The sequence below is a fragment of the Paenarthrobacter sp. TE3676 genome (genome assembly GCF_056279165.1).
The window spans coordinates 682,355-700,637 of record NZ_JBWBQU010000001.1; the positions used below are offsets into that span (position 1 = coordinate 682,355).

Annotated in this window: 19 protein-coding genes; 12 read left to right on the forward strand and 7 right to left on the reverse strand. The window is 60.8% G+C overall.

The window, feature by feature from the left end; translation table 11 throughout:
• Positions 1-10: 10 nt before the first annotated feature.
• Together ACZ881_RS03315 and ACZ881_RS03320 are read right to left on the reverse strand one after the other, a co-directional pair.
• Complete coding sequence (locus ACZ881_RS03315) at positions 11-289, reverse strand: Lrp/AsnC family transcriptional regulator (RefSeq protein WP_017197606.1); 279 nt, start codon at positions 287-289, stop codon at positions 11-13.
• Between the two features lie 72 nt (positions 290-361).
• Complete coding sequence (locus ACZ881_RS03320) at positions 362-751, reverse strand: DUF3054 domain-containing protein (protein WP_476112505.1); 390 nt, start codon at positions 749-751, stop codon at positions 362-364.
• A gap of 130 nt (positions 752-881) precedes the next feature.
• On the opposite strand from ACZ881_RS03320, the gene ACZ881_RS03325 reads away from it, so the two are divergent.
• The 4 genes from ACZ881_RS03325 (at position 882) to ACZ881_RS03340 (ending at position 3,336) form a co-directional block, all read left to right on the forward strand.
• Positions 882-1,259, forward strand: coding sequence for a VOC family protein (locus ACZ881_RS03325; protein WP_476112506.1), 378 nt, complete (start codon positions 882-884; stop codon positions 1,257-1,259).
• Between the two features lie 146 nt (positions 1,260-1,405).
• Complete coding sequence (locus tag ACZ881_RS03330; RefSeq protein WP_476112508.1) at positions 1,406-1,861, forward strand: VOC family protein; 456 nt, start codon at positions 1,406-1,408, stop codon at positions 1,859-1,861.
• Between the two features lie 87 nt (positions 1,862-1,948).
• Entirely contained in the window at positions 1,949-2,377 is a 429-nt protein-coding gene (locus ACZ881_RS03335; protein ID WP_091467702.1) for a VOC family protein, read from the forward strand.
• Positions 2,378-2,739: 362 nt separating this feature from the next.
• Positions 2,740-3,336, forward strand: coding sequence for a hypothetical protein (locus ACZ881_RS03340; protein ID WP_476112510.1), 597 nt, complete (start codon positions 2,740-2,742; stop codon positions 3,334-3,336).
• 356 nt (positions 3,337-3,692) lie between these two features.
• Here the strand turns inward: ACZ881_RS03340 and ACZ881_RS03345 are convergent, their stop codons facing one another.
• Entirely contained in the window at positions 3,693-6,086 is a 2,394-nt protein-coding gene (locus tag ACZ881_RS03345) for an ATP-binding cassette domain-containing protein (protein ID WP_476112512.1), read from the reverse strand.
• 131 nt (positions 6,087-6,217) lie between these two features.
• Here ACZ881_RS03345 and ACZ881_RS03350 point away from each other — a divergent pair, with 131 nt between their 5' ends.
• The 3 genes from ACZ881_RS03350 to ACZ881_RS03360 are packed head-to-tail and all read left to right on the forward strand — an operon-like array spanning position 6,218 to position 9,226.
• Positions 6,218-7,354 carry a type III polyketide synthase gene (locus tag ACZ881_RS03350; protein ID WP_476112514.1) on the forward strand — a complete coding sequence of 379 codons (1,137 nt, stop codon included), beginning with the start codon at positions 6,218-6,220 and terminating at the stop codon, positions 7,352-7,354.
• On the forward strand, positions 7,351-8,103 hold the full coding sequence (locus ACZ881_RS03355; RefSeq protein WP_476112516.1) for a class I SAM-dependent methyltransferase: 753 nt from the start codon (positions 7,351-7,353) through the stop codon (positions 8,101-8,103). The genes ACZ881_RS03350 and ACZ881_RS03355 overlap by 4 nt, the downstream gene beginning before the upstream one ends.
• Positions 8,096-9,226, forward strand: coding sequence for an FAD-dependent oxidoreductase (locus ACZ881_RS03360; RefSeq protein WP_476112678.1), 1,131 nt, complete (start codon positions 8,096-8,098; stop codon positions 9,224-9,226). The genes ACZ881_RS03355 and ACZ881_RS03360 overlap by 8 nt, the downstream gene beginning before the upstream one ends.
• 18 nt (positions 9,227-9,244) lie before the next feature.
• On the opposite strand, the gene ACZ881_RS03365 is transcribed toward ACZ881_RS03360, so the two are convergent.
• Positions 9,245-9,652 carry a nuclear transport factor 2 family protein gene (locus tag ACZ881_RS03365; protein ID WP_017200970.1) on the reverse strand — a complete coding sequence of 136 codons (408 nt, stop codon included), beginning with the start codon at positions 9,650-9,652 and terminating at the stop codon, positions 9,245-9,247.
• A gap of 53 nt (positions 9,653-9,705) precedes the next feature.
• Here ACZ881_RS03365 and ACZ881_RS03370 point away from each other — a divergent pair, with 53 nt between their 5' ends.
• A complete protein-coding gene (locus ACZ881_RS03370; RefSeq protein ID WP_420178134.1) occupies positions 9,706-10,380 on the forward strand; it encodes a peptide deformylase in 675 nt (224 codons plus the stop codon).
• A gap of 21 nt (positions 10,381-10,401) precedes the next feature.
• Here ACZ881_RS03370 and ACZ881_RS03375 read toward each other — a convergent pair whose 3' ends face one another.
• A complete protein-coding gene (locus ACZ881_RS03375) occupies positions 10,402-12,423 on the reverse strand; it encodes a S9 family peptidase (protein WP_476112519.1) in 2,022 nt (673 codons plus the stop codon).
• 68 nt (positions 12,424-12,491) lie between these two features.
• On the opposite strand from ACZ881_RS03375, the gene ACZ881_RS03380 reads away from it, so the two are divergent.
• The 4 genes from ACZ881_RS03380 to ACZ881_RS03395 all read left to right on the forward strand — a co-directional run bounded on the left by ACZ881_RS03380 (position 12,492) and on the right by ACZ881_RS03395 (position 15,551).
• Entirely contained in the window at positions 12,492-13,334 is an 843-nt protein-coding gene (locus ACZ881_RS03380; RefSeq protein ID WP_476112521.1) for a methyltransferase domain-containing protein, read from the forward strand.
• Positions 13,335-13,414: 80 nt separating this feature from the next.
• Positions 13,415-13,876 carry an NfeD family protein gene (locus tag ACZ881_RS03385; protein ID WP_476112680.1) on the forward strand — a complete coding sequence of 154 codons (462 nt, stop codon included), beginning with the start codon at positions 13,415-13,417 and terminating at the stop codon, positions 13,874-13,876.
• Positions 13,877-13,967: 91 nt separating this feature from the next.
• Positions 13,968-14,945, forward strand: coding sequence for an SPFH domain-containing protein (locus ACZ881_RS03390; RefSeq protein ID WP_178992740.1), 978 nt, complete (start codon positions 13,968-13,970; stop codon positions 14,943-14,945).
• 258 nt (positions 14,946-15,203) lie between these two features.
• Complete coding sequence (locus tag ACZ881_RS03395; protein WP_011774875.1) at positions 15,204-15,551, forward strand: RNA polymerase-binding protein RbpA; 348 nt, start codon at positions 15,204-15,206, stop codon at positions 15,549-15,551.
• An 84-nt stretch (positions 15,552-15,635) separates the two neighbouring features.
• Here the strand turns inward: ACZ881_RS03395 and ACZ881_RS03400 are convergent, their stop codons facing one another.
• Together ACZ881_RS03400 and ACZ881_RS03405 are read right to left on the reverse strand one after the other, a co-directional pair.
• Complete coding sequence (locus ACZ881_RS03400; RefSeq protein WP_091470758.1) at positions 15,636-16,379, reverse strand: polyprenol monophosphomannose synthase; 744 nt, start codon at positions 16,377-16,379, stop codon at positions 15,636-15,638.
• Between the two features lie 215 nt (positions 16,380-16,594).
• On the reverse strand, positions 16,595-18,253 hold the full coding sequence (locus tag ACZ881_RS03405; RefSeq protein ID WP_476112524.1) for an amidohydrolase: 1,659 nt from the start codon (positions 18,251-18,253) through the stop codon (positions 16,595-16,597).
• Positions 18,254-18,283: the final 30 nt, after the last annotated feature.

Consider the following 18,283-nt stretch of genomic DNA (forward strand, 5'->3'; position numbering starts at 1 on the left):
TTCGGAGTTGTTACTCGAATCCGAGCGCGAAAGCTGCATCAAGGTCGTGCTGTGAGTAGGCCCGAAAAGCGATGTGGGTGGTGGTGTGGACCACTGAAGCAACCTTCGACAGGCGATCGGCGATCACGTCGGCTAGTTCGTCGTGCTTGGTCACCCTTGCCACCGCGATGAGATCCCATTCGCCGGTGACAGAGTAGACCTCACTGATGCCCTGAATGGCCGAGATCTGTTCGGCGGTCTCCGGTATGCGTGAGGCATCGGTTTTGATCAGGACGAAAGCGGTGATCACGTGGGGCCTTTCCGGAAATGCATCGTTGCGGACGGTTTCCAGCCTAGTGCATTCCCGCTGGGCGTGGCTTGATCACGCCCGGCGTTGCCGCTTACGCGGCGCCCGCAGTAGCAGCGTCGCAAGGACCCGGTACCCGAGAAGGAATACGCCGAGGCTGATCAGCGCCACGAGGACAAAAGGCAGTACGACGGTTTGGCCAGTGACAGCCCTCAACAACATTCCCACCAGCACCGCACCGATCCAGATGCTCACCCCGGATGGCCATACAGCCAAGGGTGCACGCCACGCGCGAGTGACCACCCACGCAATTGCCGCTCCGGCCAGGAACGGCCATGCTGTGGAGAAGGCTCCCGAAATGATGTCTCCGCGGGCGTGTGCGTCGCGGCCGATGGCGGCGAAGACAAGAATCAGCAGAAGGTCGGCAATAGCTGCGGTAATCCACAGTCGAGATGGTGAAGACATACTGCCGACACTATCCGGGCCTTCCTTCATGCGCGAAGCCGGCTCCTGGGCCACAGCCCTTGCGTGTGGTCCGATGGGCCGTCACCATGAGGGCAGGTGCCCACGTGGCAGCGCAGATTTGGAGGATGCCGTGCGATTTGTCCAGGTGGCCCAGCATGCCGAAGATCTTCAAAGGGCAGCGGCTTTCTATGCAGTGCTGTTGGACGCCGAACCGAGTGCCATCTTTGATCCGCCCGGCCTCCTGTTCTTTGATGTCGGCGGGGTTCGCCTCCTGTTGGAGAAAGGTGCACCGTCGGCGCTCGTTTACTTCGAGGTGGCAGATCTTGAAGGAACCGTGGCAGATCTTCGGCGCAGGGGAGTGCGCATCATCGCCGAGCCGCACGTGATCCATATGCATGAAGACAGCACTTTGGGACCCGCCGGCTCGGAAGAGTGGATGGCCTTCATCGAGGACAGTGAGGCCAACACTGTGGGCCTGGTGAGTCGGATACGCGTGTCGGGGGACTGACTGGCAGTGACCGCTCCATCACCACGGCGCCTGGTGCCGGGTCAGCAAAAGCCCTTTTCGCCGTCGGGCGTTGTGTGGGCGATCTCACGGTACTAGCCTCTGACGGGGGACAGGCTGTTCCCGACGCGTCCCTGGAGGAGCAGCAGATGCAGAAGATTTCCACTTGTTTATGGTTCGACGGGCAAGCGGCTGAAGCCGCCGGGTTTTACACATCGACTTTCGATCATTCATCCATGGGACAAACCATGCAGGGGCCCGATGGAGAGGCGCTCACTGTTGAGTTCGAGATCGAGGGCAGACAGTTCATGGGCCTCAACGGGGGACCGGCATTCTCGTTCAATGAGGCTGTGTCGCTGGTGGTCAATTGCGATTCTCAAGAGGAGGTGGACAAATACTGGGACGCCCTGCTTGTCGGCGGTCAGGAGAGTCAATGCGGATGGCTAAAAGACAAGTTCGGCCTGTCGTGGCAGATCGTTCCCACAGCGATGAACGGACTGTTGGCGGGCCCCGATCCCGAAGGTTCACAGCGTGCCCTCGAGGCCATGATGAAGATGCGAAAGCTTGACATCAATGTTCTGCAAAGGGCGTACGACGGCGACTAAACGCTATGGGGGACAGGCGCCGGTTGGCGCTGTTAGCATTGCCGCACGATGACGTGTGACTATCACAACAATGAGGAGAACTGACCAATGACGACCCGCCTCAACCCGTACATTTCATTTCGCGATAACGCGCGCGATGCAATCACTTTCTACGAATCCGTCTTTGGCGGCGAACTAAACATCAGCACCTTCGGCGACTACCAGGCCAGCGAAGATCCAGCGGAAGCCAACAAGGTCATGCATGCCATGCTGGAAACTCCAGGCGGATTGACGTTGATGGCTGCCGACACGCCCACCGGAATGGAGTACAACCCTGGTGACAACATTTCGGTCTCCTTGAGTGGAGACTCGGCGGATGAAGCGGAGCTCCGCGGGTACTGGGACAAGCTGATCGACGGCGGCACCGTGACAGTCCCGCTGGAGATGGCGCCTTGGGGTGACACCTTCGGAATGTGCGTAGACAAGTTCGGCATCGGCTGGCTGGTCAACATTGCAGGAGCACAGCAGGCCCAATAACTCTGCTCGTGGCCGGCCGGAAGCCCGGCGGCTTAGGACAACAACAGGGATGCCTATCCGGATTACCGGATGGGCATCCTTTTTGGTTCCCTCCCCGATTGAGCACACGGCTGGAGCTCGCCTGCTTGTCACAGAGCCTGTTGATCTTGTCACAAATACAGTATAAGAAATGAAGAAAGTGAGATAGTTGTGTCAATTGAACGGCTGGTTAAGGCTTTATAATCGTTCAATCCTGCCTTGTAGCGGCAACATCTGCGTGATAACGTTTCGCTTGCTATTGCATAGGGGGGTTCCACAAGTTATTTACGTAACGGTTAGGCCATCATTTACGTAGATTTACTCATTGATCTCAAGGGAAACAAATGAAAAAGACCATCACAACTCTTATGGTTGCGGGAACCGTCATGTTCGCGGGTATTGCACCAGCCGTAGCCAGCACCTACCCGGCACCAGGCAATGAGCAAGGAACCGTCTCAGACGGCACGATTGACCGCGGTGAAACCATCACCTTCTCCGCCAGCGGATACCTCCCAGGCGAAACCGTCAACATCACTTTCGAGAAGAGGGGTGGACCACGGGGGAGCGCTCCAGCGAACTTCAGCGTTATCGCCAACGGTGATGGCGCCATCACTACGAGCGTCACCTTCGAAGACGCCGGAAGCTTCATGATCACAGCCGTTGGTTCAGAGTCCGGAGTTACCCGCTCTGCGCGGGTGGCTGTAAACAACGGCAACCACGGACGCGGAAACAACGGCAACGGTCTGGGGGGTGGCAACCATGATTCCGATTTCGTTGCTGTCTCCAGCGTCACGGACGCTCGTGCAGCAGTAGGGCCGGAGAAGTTGGCTACTGATCCCGGCCTCATTGTTTGGGGGCTGGCTGGAGCAGGCGTCCTGGCAGCGGGCGCCGCATCGGTAGTGATTGCACGCCGACGCTCTGGCGCCACGCCGTCCGATTAGACATTATCCATAAAGGCAGGGTGGGTGTCCCTTTGAGGGAACACCCACCCTGTTTTGTTGCAACCCGCGAGTTTGGCTGGGTACTCAGAGGTGGCAGGGCGGTCGTCAATTCTTAGTTCTGAAAATTCCGTTGAATTCTCTGAATAATTGACTTGAATGGGTAGTCGATGTGATGTGACTCCGGCCAGTCGGTTATGGCCCAGAGTCGTGCCAGGTTCGCCTTGGGGAGTGTCGATCACTTCGTTACTTTACATAATGTAGATTATCGGCGTTATGGGAGTGTCCCTGGGAAGCGGGTGGGGCTGGTTGGTGTGGTCGCTATGAATGCCTTCCGAGCGACCACACCAATGGACGCGTTACACCGAGACGTAAGCAGCCAGGTGCTTGCCCGTTAGCGTTGGCTTATCCGTCACGAGCTCAGCCGGCGTTCCTGCGAAAACGATGTTGCCGCCGTCGTGTCCGGCGCCTGGTCCAAGATCAATGATCCAGTCAGCATGTGCCATGACAGCTTGGTGGTGTTCGATGACAATCACCGATTTTCCGGACTCAACAAGACGATCCAGCATGCCCAGCAGGTTTTGGACATCAGCCAGGTGCAAGCCGGTGGTCGGTTCGTCCAGGATGTAAATGTCTCCCTTTTCGGACATCTGCGTTGCCAGCTTGAGCCGCTGGCGCTCACCACCGGACAATGTGGTGAGTGGCTGCCCCAGCGTTAGGTAGCCAAGGCCGACATCGGTAAGGCGATCGAGAACCTTGTGGGCAGCCGGGGTCCGGGCTTCGCCCTCACTGAAGAACACTTCAGCCTCATCCACAGACATTGCAAGCACCTCTGCAATATTGCGTCCACCCAGCCGGTACTCCAGCACAGATGCCTGAAAGCGCTTTCCTTCACACTCTTCACAGGGTGACTCAACGGTGGCCATCACGCCCAAGTCCGTGTAAATCACACCCGCTCCGTTACACGTTGGGCACGCGCCCTCGGAGTTCGAACTAAACAGTGCCGGCTTGACACCGTTGGCCTTGGCAAAAGCCTTACGGATGGGTTCCAGCAGGCCTGTATACGTGGCGGGGTTGCTTCTGCGGGATCCGCGGATGGCGCCCTGATCAATCACCAGGACACCGTCTCGCTTGGCTACGGAGCCGTGAATCAGCGAACTCTTGCCGGACCCGGCCACCCCGGTGAGGACGCAGAGAACGCCAAGGGGGATGTCGACGTCGACGTTCTTGAGGTTGTTTGTTGAGGCGCCCCGGATTTCCAAATGACCTGAGGCGGAACGCACACTGTCCTTAATGGACGCCCGATCGTCCAAGTGGCGCCCGGTGATGGTGTCGCTCCCCCGTAAACCCTCAAGGTCGCCCTCGAAGCAAACCGTGCCGCCTCCGGTCCCGGCGCCGGGACCCAGGTCAACCACGTGATCAGCGATCGCGATGGTTTCCGGCTTGTGTTCCACCACCAGCACCGTGTTGCCCTTATCGCGAAGCTGCAGCAGCAACTGGTTCATTCGCTCGATGTCGTGTGGGTGCAGGCCAATGGTTGGTTCGTCAAAGACGTAAGTAATATCCGTGAGGGACGACCCCAAGTGCCGGATCATCTTTGTCCGCTGGGCCTCTCCCCCGGACAACGTTCCCGCGGGTCGGTCAAGGGATAGGTAACCCAATCCGATTCCGGCGAAAGAATCAAGGAGGTGCTGGAGGCCCTTGAGCAGAGGAGCTACGGAGGGCTCATCAAGTTCGCGAACCCAGTCTGCGAGGTCGCTGATTTGCATGGTGCACACGTCAGCGATGCTCTTGCCCTTGATTTTGGAGGACCTTGCCTCGGGGCTCAACCTTGTGCCTTCGCATTCGGGACATGTGGTGAAGGTTATGGCACGCTCCACGAAGGCGCGGATGTGCGGCTGCAAGGCGTCTACATCCTTGCTGAGCATCGACTTCTGGATCTTGGGAATCACGCCTTCGTAGGTGAGGTTTATCCCTTCCACTTTGATTTTGGTGGGCTCACGGTATAGGAGGTCGTGGAGTTCCTTCTTGGTGAACTTTGCGATGGGCTTGTCCATGTTGAAGAACCCTGAGCCGCTGAAGATGCGTCCATACCAGCCATCCATGGTGTAGCCGGGGATGGTGAGGGCGCCTTCGCTCAAGGATTTGGTGTCGTCGTAGAGAGCCGTGAGATCAAAGTCGTTGACCGAGCCCATGCCCTCACAGCGTGAACACATGCCTCCCAAGCGATTGAACGTGGCCTTCTCGGTCTTTGTTTTGCCTTCTCCGCGTTCCACTGTGATAGCGCCGCTGGCCTTTACCGTGGGCACGTTGAATGAGTAGGCGTTGGGCGAACCAATGTGGGGCTGGCCAAGGCGGCTGAACAAAATCCGCAGCATGGCATTGGCGTCCGTGGCGGTACCCACGGTCGAGCGCGGGTTGGAGCCCATTCGCTCCTGGTCCACGATGATCGCTGTCGTCAAGCCTTCAAGCACGTCGACGTCGGGCCGCGCCAGGGACGGCATGAAGCCCTGCACAAAGGCGCTGTAGGTTTCGTTGATCATGCGCTGCGACTCTGCGGCGATGGTCGCGAAGACCAGTGAACTCTTCCCGGAGCCGGAGACGCCCGTGAACACCGTGAGCCGGCGCTTCGGGATCTCGATGCTGATGTCCTTCAGGTTGTTTTCACGTGCACCCTGGACCCGGATCAAATCGTGGGTGTCCGCAACATGGGACCCGGGAGATTGCGTGTCCGTGCTCGTGGCAATAGTCATGATTTCTCCATCCGTTAGGCGGCGTTGCCCAACAGTCCCCCGTCGGCGTCGCCTGGCTCTCTCTGACCGGCAACGGTCAGTACGTTTGATTCTGCCATTGTCTTCCTCGGTTTACTCGCTAAGAATGAAGCATGCCGGTATACATGAGGTCCCTTGAAACCGCCGTTCCGCAAACCATCCTTGTCCAGCAGCAAGCCCGTGACGTTTTCGCATCCCAACCCGGGCTTACAAGGCTGGGAACGCGCCTCGTGAGCACTTGTTTCGACTCAGCAGCCATAGATACCCGGTACACCGCTGTAGCTGAGCTCAGCCTTGATGCACATCCTGAGAATCCGCAGTTTTTCGATCCCGAAACCAATCGGGTCCTGAGCCCCAGTACGAAAGTGCGGAATGAGATCTTTGCAACTGAAGCCACCAAACTGTTCGTGGAGGCCGGCAAAGCCGCAGTGGCTCAGGCGCCGGGGATCGACCTGGACGACATCACGCACGTCATTACCGTGTCCTGCACAGGATTCTTCAATCCCGGTCCGGACTACAAGGTGGTCAGGGCTCTGGGGCTCAACCCCGCCGTCCAGCGCTACCACCTTGGCTTCATGGGCTGCTATGCAGCTTTCCCCGCGCTCAAGGCAGCCAAGCAGTTCTGCCTTGCCGACCCCACTGCGGTTGTGCTGGTGATTTGTGTTGAACTCTGCTCGTTGCACGTGCGGACCTCAAACGACCCGGACACGATCATGGGGTCCGCGATATTCGGCGATGGTGCGGCGGCCGCCGTCGTAACTGCGCGGGAACTGCAGGGACCCGAGCCGGCCATCCGGCTGGACCACTTTGAGACGGTCCTGACGCCTGTGGGCGAGGAAGCGATGGCCTGGAACATCGGCGACGAAGGATTTGAAATGGTCCTGGGCTCGTACGTCCCCCACATTATCGAGGAACACATCACCGGTGCCCTGGCGCCGTTGCTCGCCAAGGATCCTTCAGTGGCGGGCCTCACCTACCGCGACATTACCCACTGGGCCATCCATCCCGGCGGCCGCAGCATCCTGGACAAGGTTGAGTCGAAGTTGGAACTCACCCAAGAGCAGTTGGTTCCGGCGCGGGAAACACTGAGGGAATACGGGAATATGAGCAGCGCTACTGTGTTGTTCGTCCTTAAGTACATGCTGGAGCAGCCGGTCAGTGAACGTGAGGAGCGTATCTGTTCAATGGCGTTCGGCCCCGGCCTGACGGTGGAGACGGGACTTTTTACGCTGGTCTCCCCTGCCCTGTGAGGCCTTGGGGATCCCTCCAGGAGAGGGACCTGCACGCCGTCGAGGAGATGGACAAAGCTGACTGCGATCCCAGGCGCCTTAATAGGACTTACGCTCGTTTTCCTGTGGTGAACAGGCTGTTATCGGGGTGGCGCGGGACGTATCGTCGACGACTCCGTCCGCTGTTGGTAGCCAACGGTTCGGCGTCCGTGCTGGACATCGGAGGTGGCAGCGGTGATGTGGCTCGGTGCCTTGCGCGGTGGGCCCGGCGGGATGGCTTCAGGCTCACCGTGACAGCGATTGACCCGGATGAGAGAGCCTTTGCCTTCGCCTCCAAAGCGCCTCGCGTGGAAGGTGTCAGCTACCGTAAGGCTCACAGCTCCCAGCTGGTCGCTGAAGGGCGGAAATTCGACGTCGTCATTTCCAACCACATCCTTCACCACCTGGATCCGGGGCAGCTTGCAGCGGTCCTCCACGATTCGGAGTTGCTAAGCCGGGGGCTTTGCCTCCATAACGACCTCACTCGCAGCAACATCGCGTACCTGTTGTTCCTGGCGGGCTTTTGGCCGTTGGGCGTCGGCTCCTATATTTGCGGGGATGGTTTGACGTCCATCAGGCGCAGTTACACCGCGGCGGAACTGAAAGCCGTTGTTCCATCCTCATGGTCAGTGGAACGAAACGGGCCGTGGCACCATCTCCTCTTTCATGAAGGTCCGGTTCGTGAATTTCCCCAAGCTGATGCCGGGCACCCATGGGAGGACCGTGCCTGACGTCGTGATTGTCGGTGCGGGGCCAGTAGGCCTGTTCATGGGGGTTCTGTTGCTCCAGCGGGGGCACCAGGTCCGCATACTGGAGCGCCGGAGCAACAGGAGTAACAGTTCGAGGGCCATCGGAATCCACCCTCCGGCATTGGCGGAGCTGGCACGCGCGGGAGTCGCCGACCCTTTGGTAACTGCCGGGATCCACATTAGGCGGGGAGTGGCGTACAGCCGGCGACGGCGGGTGGCCGAGCTCGCGTTCGACGGCGACGATGCCTTTCCCTTCATCCTTGCCGTTCCGCAGATGATCACCGAGGAAGTCCTGGAGTTGGCGGTAAAGGAACTGGATGCCGATGCGGTCGTCCGAGATGCCGACGTCCAGGAGATTGACGCCACCGGGAGTACCTTGCGAGTCCGCGCAGATTCGCCTTCCGGCAGTTTGGAGGTGGGAGCCCGTTTGGTGATAGCCGCCGACGGAGCGCATTCCACCATCCGTCGGCGCTACCTGCCCGGTGTGCCCTCCCGCAGCTATCCGGACTGCTACATCATGGGCGACTTCCCGGATGACACCGGGCATGGCTCCGACGCCGTCTTGTACCTGGAACCCGAAGGAATCGTGGAATCGTTTCCCCTGCCAGGAGGTGTCCGCAGATGGGTTGTCAGGCTGGGCGCACCGCACAAGAATCCGACGCCGGTGGGGCTGGCTGGGCTGATCGCAGCCAGGACCGGTGAGGTGCTGGACATAGCCGGCAACTCGATGCTGAGTGCTTTTGAAGTGCGGTCGCGGCTGGCCCAACGCATGGTTCACGGCAGGGTGGTGTTTCTTGGGGATGCCGCCCACGAAATCAGCCCCATCGGAGGGCAGGGCATGAACCTTGGCTGGTTGGATGCTGCAGCACTGGCCCCCATCATGGATGCATCCCTGCGGGGCGCCAACGTAGGACGCGATGTGGTGAATTTCGAGAAGTTACGAAGGAAAGCGGCGCTTCGCGCTTCACGTCAGGCAGGGCTAAATATGGCACTGGGCAGACCGCTGCCGGCTCCCGCCATGTCAGCAAGGAACATGCTCTTCGCAAGCGCCCTGGCTGTACCGGCAATTTCAGAACTGGTGGAGCGTCGCTTCACCATGCGTTAGGTATTTCCGGGTCGCTGGCTATTCCGGCGTCGTGTAATAGCAGTCGTACGTGTCCTGGCTGATGATCAGGCCATCCCGCAACTCGAAGACCGCAGTGCTCCTCGCCCGGATGGTATCGCCGCGGTCCCAGTGCGGCAGGTCAAGAAGCAGTGTGGCTGACCAGTTCATCTCCAGCACCACCCGGTTGTCCTGGCTTGTTGTGCGGACCACCTCAAAACGCTGATCGGAGACGATGTCCTTGCTATGGTCGGCGCCAGCCAACGTTTCTGCCAAGTTCCGCGTGGAGCCCGTTTTGGACAGGGCGTGCGGCCACTCCGTGAGCTTGAAATCGTCGGCCAGGAAAGGCCGCAGTTCAGCAGCCCCGCCACCGGCTTCAACCGTTCGAACAAACCCGAGTACACAATCCAAAGGGGTGGAATCGATCATTCGTCGAGCCTAGCCCACACTCGCGAATGCCCTCATCGCGTTAGGCTCACTGTATGACGCACCAACCTCATCCTGAGGCCACGAGCCCCGCCACGGACTACAACCCCACCCGGATACGTGACGCTGTCCGACGGTTGCTTGATGCAGACGGGCTCCCGACCATTGTGCAGGCCGGGCACCCCGTACTGCGGCAGTTGGCGGCCCCGTATGACGGCCAGGTTGATGATGCCGAGTTGGCCGCTTTCATCGAACGAATGAGGGACGTCATGCATGACGCCCCGGGCGTTGGACTGGCCGCCCCACAGCTGGGCATCCCCCTGCAGCTGGCCGTCCTTGAAGACAAATATGAGGTGGACCCGGAGTCTGCCGCAGTGCGTCACAGGGAACAGCTGGAATTTTTCGCGGTCATCAACCCGGAGTACCGTCCACTCGGTACTGAGACGGCCTCGTTTTATGAAGGGTGCCTCTCCGTCAGCGGGTATCAGGCTGTTGTGACACGACACCGGAACGTCGAGTTGCGCTACACAAGTCCCGCGGGCGAACCCGTGGAAGAGTGGTTCTCGGGGTGGCAGGCCCGCATTGTGCAACACGAAACGGACCATCTCCACGGCATCCTGTATCTGGACCGGGCCGAACTGCGCTCCCTTTCCAGCAATGCTGAACACTCGGCCCGGTGGTTCGCGCCGGAGATTGACGAGGCCCGCCGGGCTCTGGGATTCCTTCGCTGACGTAGAATCCGGCCAGTACGGCTACGGCTGGTCCTCCGGTTGGTTGGCATCCGTTGGAAGGTACTGCGCCCACCAACGGAGAATGTGGTCAAAGCGCTGCCTCCGGTGATGTGGCGTCCCGGACCGTGATAACTCGTGGTCTTCCCCAGGAAAGATCAGCAGGGAAGTGTCCACGCCCTGGGCCTTCAAATGTGCGTAGTACCGCTGCCCCTGTTCGATGGGGCACCGTAGATCGTTCTCGCTGTGAATCACCAAGGTAGGTGTATCGACACGCGAAACTACGGCCATGGGACTTTGGGCCGTCATCTGTTCCGATGTCCCTCCGGTGTATTCGGCCCCGAAGAACCAACCGATGTCAGCGGAACCCGAAAAGCTGACCGGGTCCAGGAAGCCGCGCTCCACAATCGCACCCTTGAACCTGTGATCGTGGGCGATGGTCCAGGCGGTCAGGTAGCCACCATAGGAACCCCCCATGATCCCCACCCGGTCTTTATCCAAGGCGTCAAAGGAGGCCAACGCTGAGTCGAGGAACGCAAGCACGTCCTGCATATCCAGCGTCCCCATACGTTCCTTGATGGCGCGCCCATGGGCTTGGCCGTAGCCGGCGGACCCTCTTGGATTGCACATGACAACTGCGTACCCTGCAGCGGCGTAAACCTGCGCTTCATCGAAGAATGCGCCTGCGTACTGGGAGAAGGGGCCGCCATGGATGGCGAGTAGGACCGGGTGTGGGCCTGGGCCATCAGGCAAGACGACCCAACCATGAAGGGGGTGTCCGTCGGTGGATTCGGCGTCGAAGTCCAGAGGTTCCGTTACACGGGAGTTGTTGCGCAGGATGGCGGAGAAGTCCGTGAGGAGGCGGATCTCTCCCCGTTCAAGTGACGCGACATCTCCCACGGTTGAGGAATCGGAGAAACTTACGGCAATTTCCCCGTTGGCAGCCACCGTCGCCCCAACAACTACCCGGGCACCGTGGACCAGGGGTGTGATCCCACCTTCCGCCGTGACGTCCAGCAGTTCGACACTTCCCAACGCTGTGTTCAGCACCAGCACACTGGCTGGTCCGCTGGGTTCCAGCGGACCGGACACGTCCAAATGTTCCTCGTCGGTCAGCGCCGCAGCCTCTCCCCCTGCGACGGGCATGACGTACAGAACAGAATTCCGAGCCACAAAGTCCTTGCCGGTGTGTCCTAAGTTCTGGGCTACGTAAAACAGCCAACGGCCGTCCGTGGAGGCACGGACAGCAGTGACAGTCTGCAACTTCTTGTTGGAAGGTTCGACGACGGTCGGCTGGCCGCCGCCGGCGCCGATCCGATAGACGGAGGTGACCAGGTCGTCGTCGTGCCCTTCATGGAGGGCGGCAACGAAGTACAGGTGGGAGCCGTCAGCTGAAAAGCACGGCGACTCGTGGTCCGAGTCGCCGAACGTGACCTGCTGTGCAGCAGGAACCCCCGTAACCGTCCGCGTCGGCTGTTCATGGGCGGCCCTCCCGCGCGGAACAACCACCGGTTCGCCGCCCAGCTCCGGGACTTCAACCACAAACAGCTGCTGACGCTGGTCTGCCGTATATCCGAGGCCATTCATCCTGTATTGGTTGGTGGTGATAAGGCGGGCATCTTCACCGCCGGATGGGACTCCATCCACCGTTCCGTAACGGCCTTGCTCGGGCACGCGGGCCTCGAACGCGATGCGGTGGGAATCCGGCGCCCACACGAAACCACCCACGCCGGCCTGCTGGTCCGTGATCCGTTGTGGCTCGCCGCCCGCGGCCTCCACGACGAATAGTTGCGGCTTGCCATCCGGGTCGCTCCTGAGGAACGCCAATACCAGGCCGTCGGGAGAGAAAGCCGGGGAACTGTCCCGGAAGCCGCGCGTGATGCGTCGCGGATACTTGGTGGTGTCCAAAGGAATGCTCCACAGCTGGCCGACATAGCTGTCAGCATCAAAGTCCGGCCTCACGACGGAAACCACCGCCTTGCTGCCGTCGGGGTGGATTGCCGGGGCGGACACGGTGTTCAGCAGATGCAATTGCTCGGGTTTCACGTTGGTGAGCCTAGCCCGGCGGTCCCACGCCCGGCACCAGACACTCCGTCCGCCGTAGGATTGAAGCCATGTTGTCCCACGCTGTTGCTGCCCTCCGCTGTCCTGTTTGCCAAGGGACGTTCCAGCTCAGGGAAGGCCAGCAGCGGACTCTCGCTTGTGAGTCCGGACACCTGTTCGACGCCGCTAAACAGGGCTACTTCAACCTGCTGACAGGCAAAGGCACGGTCTTCGAAGCCGATTCTGCGGACATGGTGGCAGCCCGTCACGGGTTCCTGGAGGCCGGACACTACTCCGGACTTGCCCGAGCCCTTGCCCAAGCCGCCGCCGGACCACTTCAACGTCCCGACGCGCTGGTTCTGGACGCCGGAACCGGGACCGGGCACTATCTGGCAGCGGTCCTTCAGATGTCCGGGGCGACGGGAATCGGTGTGGACATTTCCAAGTTCGCACTGAGGCGCGCCGCCCGGCTCAATCCGCAGGCCGCCAACCTTGTTTGGGACATTTGGCGTCCGTTGCCCATGGCGGATAACACTGCGGACGTGGTCACGGTGGTCTTTGCCCCGCGAAACCCCGCCGAGTTCGCCCGTGTGCTGCGCCCCGGGGGCTCGTTGATTGTTGTGACACCCAGGCCAGGCCACCTCGCTGAGATCGCAGCCCGGACAGGGATGCTTGGCATTGAAGAGGGCAAGGATGAGCGGCTGGCAGAATCCATGAAGGGCTATTTTGACTCTGGCACCAGCCAAAGCCTGGACCTTCCCTTGCTGCTGAGTGGCCAGGAGGTAGCTGACCTGGCCTATATGGGTCCGGCCGGGCACCATCTGAAGCGTGGGGAGTTGGCCGAATTGGCAACCTTGGAAGGTTCCGTGGCAACCACAGCGAAGTTCCGGATCAGCGAATTCGTCGTCTCCTGACGTGGGACGGAACGTCGGGCTAGGATGGAGGAACAGTGACTGTGATCCCGCTCGCGGGATCCGGGACCAAGGGGGAAATGATGTTTGAATGGCTCGGCGAGAATTGGTGGGCCCTCTGGCTCACGGTCTTCCTCGCGTTCGCAGTGGTGGAGATGCTTACCCTCGACCTCTTCTTCATCATGCTGGGCGGCGGTGCCCTTGCCGGGCTGATCGCAGACTTTGCGGGGGCCGATTTCTGGCTCCAAATCGTGATCTTCTCAGTGGTCTCCCTCCTGATGATTGTCTTTGTCCGGCCCGTAGCAATGAAGCACCTTCACAAGGGACCGGCGGAACAGCGCAGCAATATCGACCGGCTCATCGGTCAGTCCGCTCTGGTCATTGAAGCCGTGAGCGGAACCAGCGGACTGGTGAAGATCGGCGGAGACGTGTGGAGCGCCCGCAGCACGGCCGGTGTTCTCGACGCCGGTTCGACGGTCCAGGTCACCAGGATCGACGGCGCGACGGCGGTAGTAGCCTCGCGTGCCGAGAACAGCCCGCGCTAGGCGCGCCTTTGAATTTCAGCGGTTGCCGATCCGGGCAGCCTGCCCGGGTCCAGTCGCATCAAACCACGCAATTGGGGAATGAAGGAGATGTATGGACGGCTTAGGAGGAACAGCAGCGGCAATTGTGCTGATTGTTCTCGTCATTTTTGTCATCATCGTGTTGGTCCGTTCGGTAAGGATCATCCCGCAGGCACGTGCCGGCGTCGTTGAACGCCTCGGCAAGTATCAGAGGACGCTCAACCCGGGACTAACCATCCTGATCCCGTTCGTCGACCGGCTGCTGCCGTTGCTTGACCTGCGTGAACAGGTGGTGTCGTTCCCGCCTCAGCCGGTCATTACCGAGGACAACCTGGTGGTCTCGATCGACACCGTTGTCTACTTCCAAGTCACTGATCCCCGGGCGGCAACCTACGAGATCGCCAACTACATCCAGGCCGTGGAGCAGTTGACCACCACCACGCTTCGTAACGTGGTGGGCGGGCTCAACCTCGAAGAAGCCTTGACGTCCCGCGACCAGATCAATGGCCAGCTGCGTGGTGTCTTGGACGAAGCTACGGGCCGCTGGGGAATCCGCGTGTCCCGCGTCGAGCTGAAGGCGATTGATCCGCCCCACTCCATTCAGGACTCGATGGAGAAGCAGATGCGCGCGGAGCGGGACCGCCGCGCTGCGATCCTGACGGCTGAAGGCACCAAGCAGTCGCAGATTCTCACCGCCGAAGGGCAACGGCAGGCAGCCATCCTCGCGGCTGAAGGTGACGCGAAGGCGGCCATCCTCAGGGCAGACGGTGAAGCCCAAGCCATCCAGAAGGTCTTCGACGCCATTCACAAGGGCAACCCGGACCAGAAGCTCCTTGCGTACCAGTACTTGCAGACACTCCCCAAGATCGCCGAGGGAAGCTCGAACAAGCTCTGGATCATCCCGAGTGAAGTCGGTGAGGCGCTCAAGGGTATCGGCGGCGCCCTTGGTGGCAACAACGGTGACTCCCCCGTTGGCCTCTTTGGAAACAATGAACAGTCCGGGACTTCAGACCCGGCAGCGGCAGCCCCGCAGCCCCGGCCAGCTGAATAATCCACTGTCGCAGGGTCAACGAGCGGTCAGCCCTTCAGGCTGACCGCTCGTTGTCTGTTGGTTCCTTTTGAGTAGTGGGCGCTCATCCGCGTATAATGGGATATTTGTCCGGCTGGTTCAGCGTGGATGGAACATTAAAGCTTGGCCAGGCGTTGCAATTAGTGATGCAAGGTGTGCAGAAGTAGTCCGTAAGGATCGTGAAAACGGCTTACGGCTAGCGCGGAGTTCCTGCTCCGCGAACAGACAGAGGGAGTAATCATGAGCGATCGCAGCCTGCGGGGTATGCGTCTTGGCGCCCAAAGCATGGAAACAGAATCCGGCGTTGAACCGGCACCGCGCCAGCGGGTCGAGTACCGTTGCGAGGATGGCGAGCAGGTCTTCGTGACCTTCTCCTCCGAAGCCGAAATTCCCCCCGTATGGGTTTCCAAGACCGGCAAGGAAGCGCTGCTGGTTGATGGCGAGCGACCTGTGGACGCCAATGAGAAAGCCGTCCGCACCCACTGGGACATGCTCCTGGAACGCCGCAGCCTTCCCGAGCTCGAGCAGATCCTCGAGGACCGTCTGAACATCCTGCGTGAGCGCCGTGGAGAGCGCCGCTCCGCATAATATCGGTTGCTGATTTAAAGACAAAGGCCGGGTCCGGTTCCTCTTGGGAATCGGACCCGGCCTTTCTGCTTGGAAAGGTACGAGCTACTTTGCCACTGCGGGCGACTTGCGCGTGAGTTTTTCCCAACGTGCTGCCAGTCCCCATTTGGTGACGTTGATCATGGCTTCCACGACGATGTTGCCGCTCATCTTCGATGCCCCGAGCTCACGTTCGACGAAAGTGATGGGACGCTCCTCGATGCGCAGGCCAAGCTTGGCCACGCGCCATGCGAGGTCAACCTGGAAGCCGTAGCCAACCGACTCCACTTCGTCCAAGTTGAGCGCCTCCAGCGTGCTGCGGCGGAATGCCCGGTAGCCTCCTGTGACGTCCTTGATCTTGACGCCGAGCATGATGCGGGCGTAGGTGCTGCCGATGCGGGAGATTGCCTGGCGGTAGAGCGGCCAGTTAACCACGCTGCCACCGGGAACCCACCGGGACCCCATGGCGAGGTCTGCACCCTCCTTGACGGCGTCGAGCAGAAGCGGCAGTTGCTCCGGCTTATGCGAACCGTCGGCGTCCATTTCAACCAGGACGTCATAGCCTGCAGCCAGTCCCCACTTGAAGCCGGCGATGTAGGCGGCCCCAAGGCCTTCCTTGCCCTTGCGATGCAGGACATGCACCTGGCTGTCCTCTGCCGCGAAGCCGTCGGCAAGCTTTCCCGTGCCGTCAGGGCTGTTGTCGTCGACCACCAGCACATCGGAGTCGGGTACTGCTGCGCGCAGCCGTCCCAATGTCACGGGGAGCGATTCCAGCTCGTTGTAGGTGGGAATGATCGTCAGGACACGCAAGAAGAGGCCTTTCCTTGATGGAGCGGTCAGTGTGCCGGAGCAGCCTGGCGGCTGGCGTTCTGGCGCAACTCTCCATTATAGGACGACGGCAAGGATTCATTTGGCGGTTGTGGTCCCGGACACATGGTCCGGGTTCTGGCAGGACATTGATGGGCAGACCTGGCTTCGTCCATTGCCCGAGTTCAGGCGCCGCACGGCAGCGGCAAAATCCTGCCTCACACCCTCAGCGACTCGTGGGCGAACAACTCTCGACCCTCGCGCACTGTCTGAAGGCAACGGGGGTCGCTGCCGGTGTCCAGGGCCGGCAAAAGGGGCGTCCGTGCCCGTGGATCAGTGCTCCAGGACTGAACGCGGCTATCAGCCACCTGGACCATCAGTTCGTCCACTTCCCACACAGCGAAACTGGCCGGCGCGCCCGGGACCAATTGGCCCATCAGCGGGTTCCGGTGTTTGGTAGCCCGCCACCCCGCCCGTGTATGGCCTAAGAATGCGGCACGAGCCGAGATCCTTTGCTCCGGGTTGCTGTGCTCCAGGCAGGCTCGTACGCTCGACCACGGGCGGAGAGGGGTGACAGGGCTGTCACTGCCGAAAGCGATAGGGACGCCGCTTGCGTAGAAGGAAGCAAAGGGGTTCATCGTTTGGCTGCGGCCACCCAGGCGCTGTTCGTAGAGCCCGCCTGGTTGACCCCACGCAGCATCGAAACCGGGCTGCACGCTGACCGACACTGAGTACTTGGCCAGCCGGTCGATGGCGGACTGGTCCGCCATCTCCACGTGTTCCAGCCGATGGCCGGCTGCCCGGAGGCGCTGTTCGCCCACCTCGTCAGCCGCTGCGTCCAATGCTTCCAGCACTGCCCCCAGCCCGGCGTCACCTATGACATGAAACCCAGCCTGAACTCCCAGGAGGGACGTGGCCACAAGGTGTTTGGTGGCATCGGCCACTGACAGGTACAAACTGCCGCGTTGGCCCGGTGCATCGGAATAGTCATCCACGAGGGCCGCTGTGCGGGAGCCGATTGAACCGTCAATATTGAGGTCGCCGGCGAGGCCCAGGACCCTCGCGCCTAAACCGTCAAGAATAGCTTGGGCGTGCTCCTCCGAGGTAGCCAACTCGCCCCAATAGGCAAGCACCTCCGGCCGGTTCCCGTGTTCGTTCCAGGACATGGCCATCCTGAGGTCCTCGGCCCCGCAAATATGCGGTGCGGACATCTCGGCCAAGGCGACATATCCGTGCGAAGCGGCCTCCTGCAGGGCTGACTCCTGGTATCCGCGCCGTTCGTGTTCCGGGAACTTCCGTGCAGTCAGCCGGGCGGCCGTATGTGCCGCACGAACAACGCGGGCGGTGCCGGAGAAACCATCGAGGCCATCCAGCCCTGCGGCCGCGGCCAACGACGACGAAACCAGGGCGGAGTGGACGTCGATGCGTGACAGGTAGACAGCCCGCCCGGCAGACGCCCTGTCAATTTCCTCCGAGGTGGGGAGCGTGGAGTCGTGCCACGTCGTTTCATCCCAACCGTGGCCCAGGACTGTGCCCGAGCCGCTGGCGGAGGCAACGGCGTCGAGTAGTTCCTTGGCCGAACGTACGCCGGTGAGCTGCAGTCCGGACAGGGCAAGGCCTGACTCCGTCAGGTGTGCATGGGAGTCCACGAATCCCGGCGCCAGGAGGGCTCCGCGGAGGTCAATAACCTCCATGGATGAGTCAACTATGGAAGTGGCAGCCTGTTCGGAGCCGACCCAGGCAACGGTATCCCCGTCCACCACCAGCGCGGTGGCAAAAGGATCTGCGGCGGTATAGATCGAACCGTTGCGGTACATCGTGACCTTGCGGTCCTTCGCGGTGCGGTCCTGGCCGGCTGGCACGCCTGGCTGATTCATGCGTTGTGCTCCTCGAGCGTTGAAAACATT

Coding starts and splice junctions, on each gene's coding strand:
- ACZ881_RS03320 (WP_476112505.1), bottom strand. CDS start 751: ATGTCTTCACCATCTCGACTGTGGATTACCGCAGCTATTGCCGACCTT.
- ACZ881_RS03330 (WP_476112508.1), top strand. CDS start 1,406: ATGCAGAAGATTTCCACTTGTTTATGGTTCGACGGGCAAGCGGCTGAA.
- ACZ881_RS03335 (WP_091467702.1), top strand. CDS start 1,949: ATGACGACCCGCCTCAACCCGTACATTTCATTTCGCGATAACGCGCGC.
- ACZ881_RS03340 (WP_476112510.1), top strand. CDS start 2,740: ATGAAAAAGACCATCACAACTCTTATGGTTGCGGGAACCGTCATGTTC.
- ACZ881_RS03345 (WP_476112512.1), bottom strand. CDS start 6,086: ATGACTATTGCCACGAGCACGGACACGCAATCTCCCGGGTCCCATGTT.
- ACZ881_RS03350 (WP_476112514.1), top strand. CDS start 6,218: ATGCCGGTATACATGAGGTCCCTTGAAACCGCCGTTCCGCAAACCATC.
- ACZ881_RS03365 (WP_017200970.1), bottom strand. CDS start 9,652: ATGATCGATTCCACCCCTTTGGATTGTGTACTCGGGTTTGTTCGAACG.
- ACZ881_RS03370 (WP_420178134.1), top strand. CDS start 9,706: ATGACGCACCAACCTCATCCTGAGGCCACGAGCCCCGCCACGGACTAC.
- ACZ881_RS03380 (WP_476112521.1), top strand. CDS start 12,492: ATGTTGTCCCACGCTGTTGCTGCCCTCCGCTGTCCTGTTTGCCAAGGG.
- ACZ881_RS03385 (WP_476112680.1), top strand. CDS start 13,415: ATGTTTGAATGGCTCGGCGAGAATTGGTGGGCCCTCTGGCTCACGGTC.
- ACZ881_RS03390 (WP_178992740.1), top strand. CDS start 13,968: ATGGACGGCTTAGGAGGAACAGCAGCGGCAATTGTGCTGATTGTTCTC.
- ACZ881_RS03395 (WP_011774875.1), top strand. CDS start 15,204: ATGAGCGATCGCAGCCTGCGGGGTATGCGTCTTGGCGCCCAAAGCATG.
- ACZ881_RS03405 (WP_476112524.1), bottom strand. CDS start 18,253: ATGAATCAGCCAGGCGTGCCAGCCGGCCAGGACCGCACCGCGAAGGAC.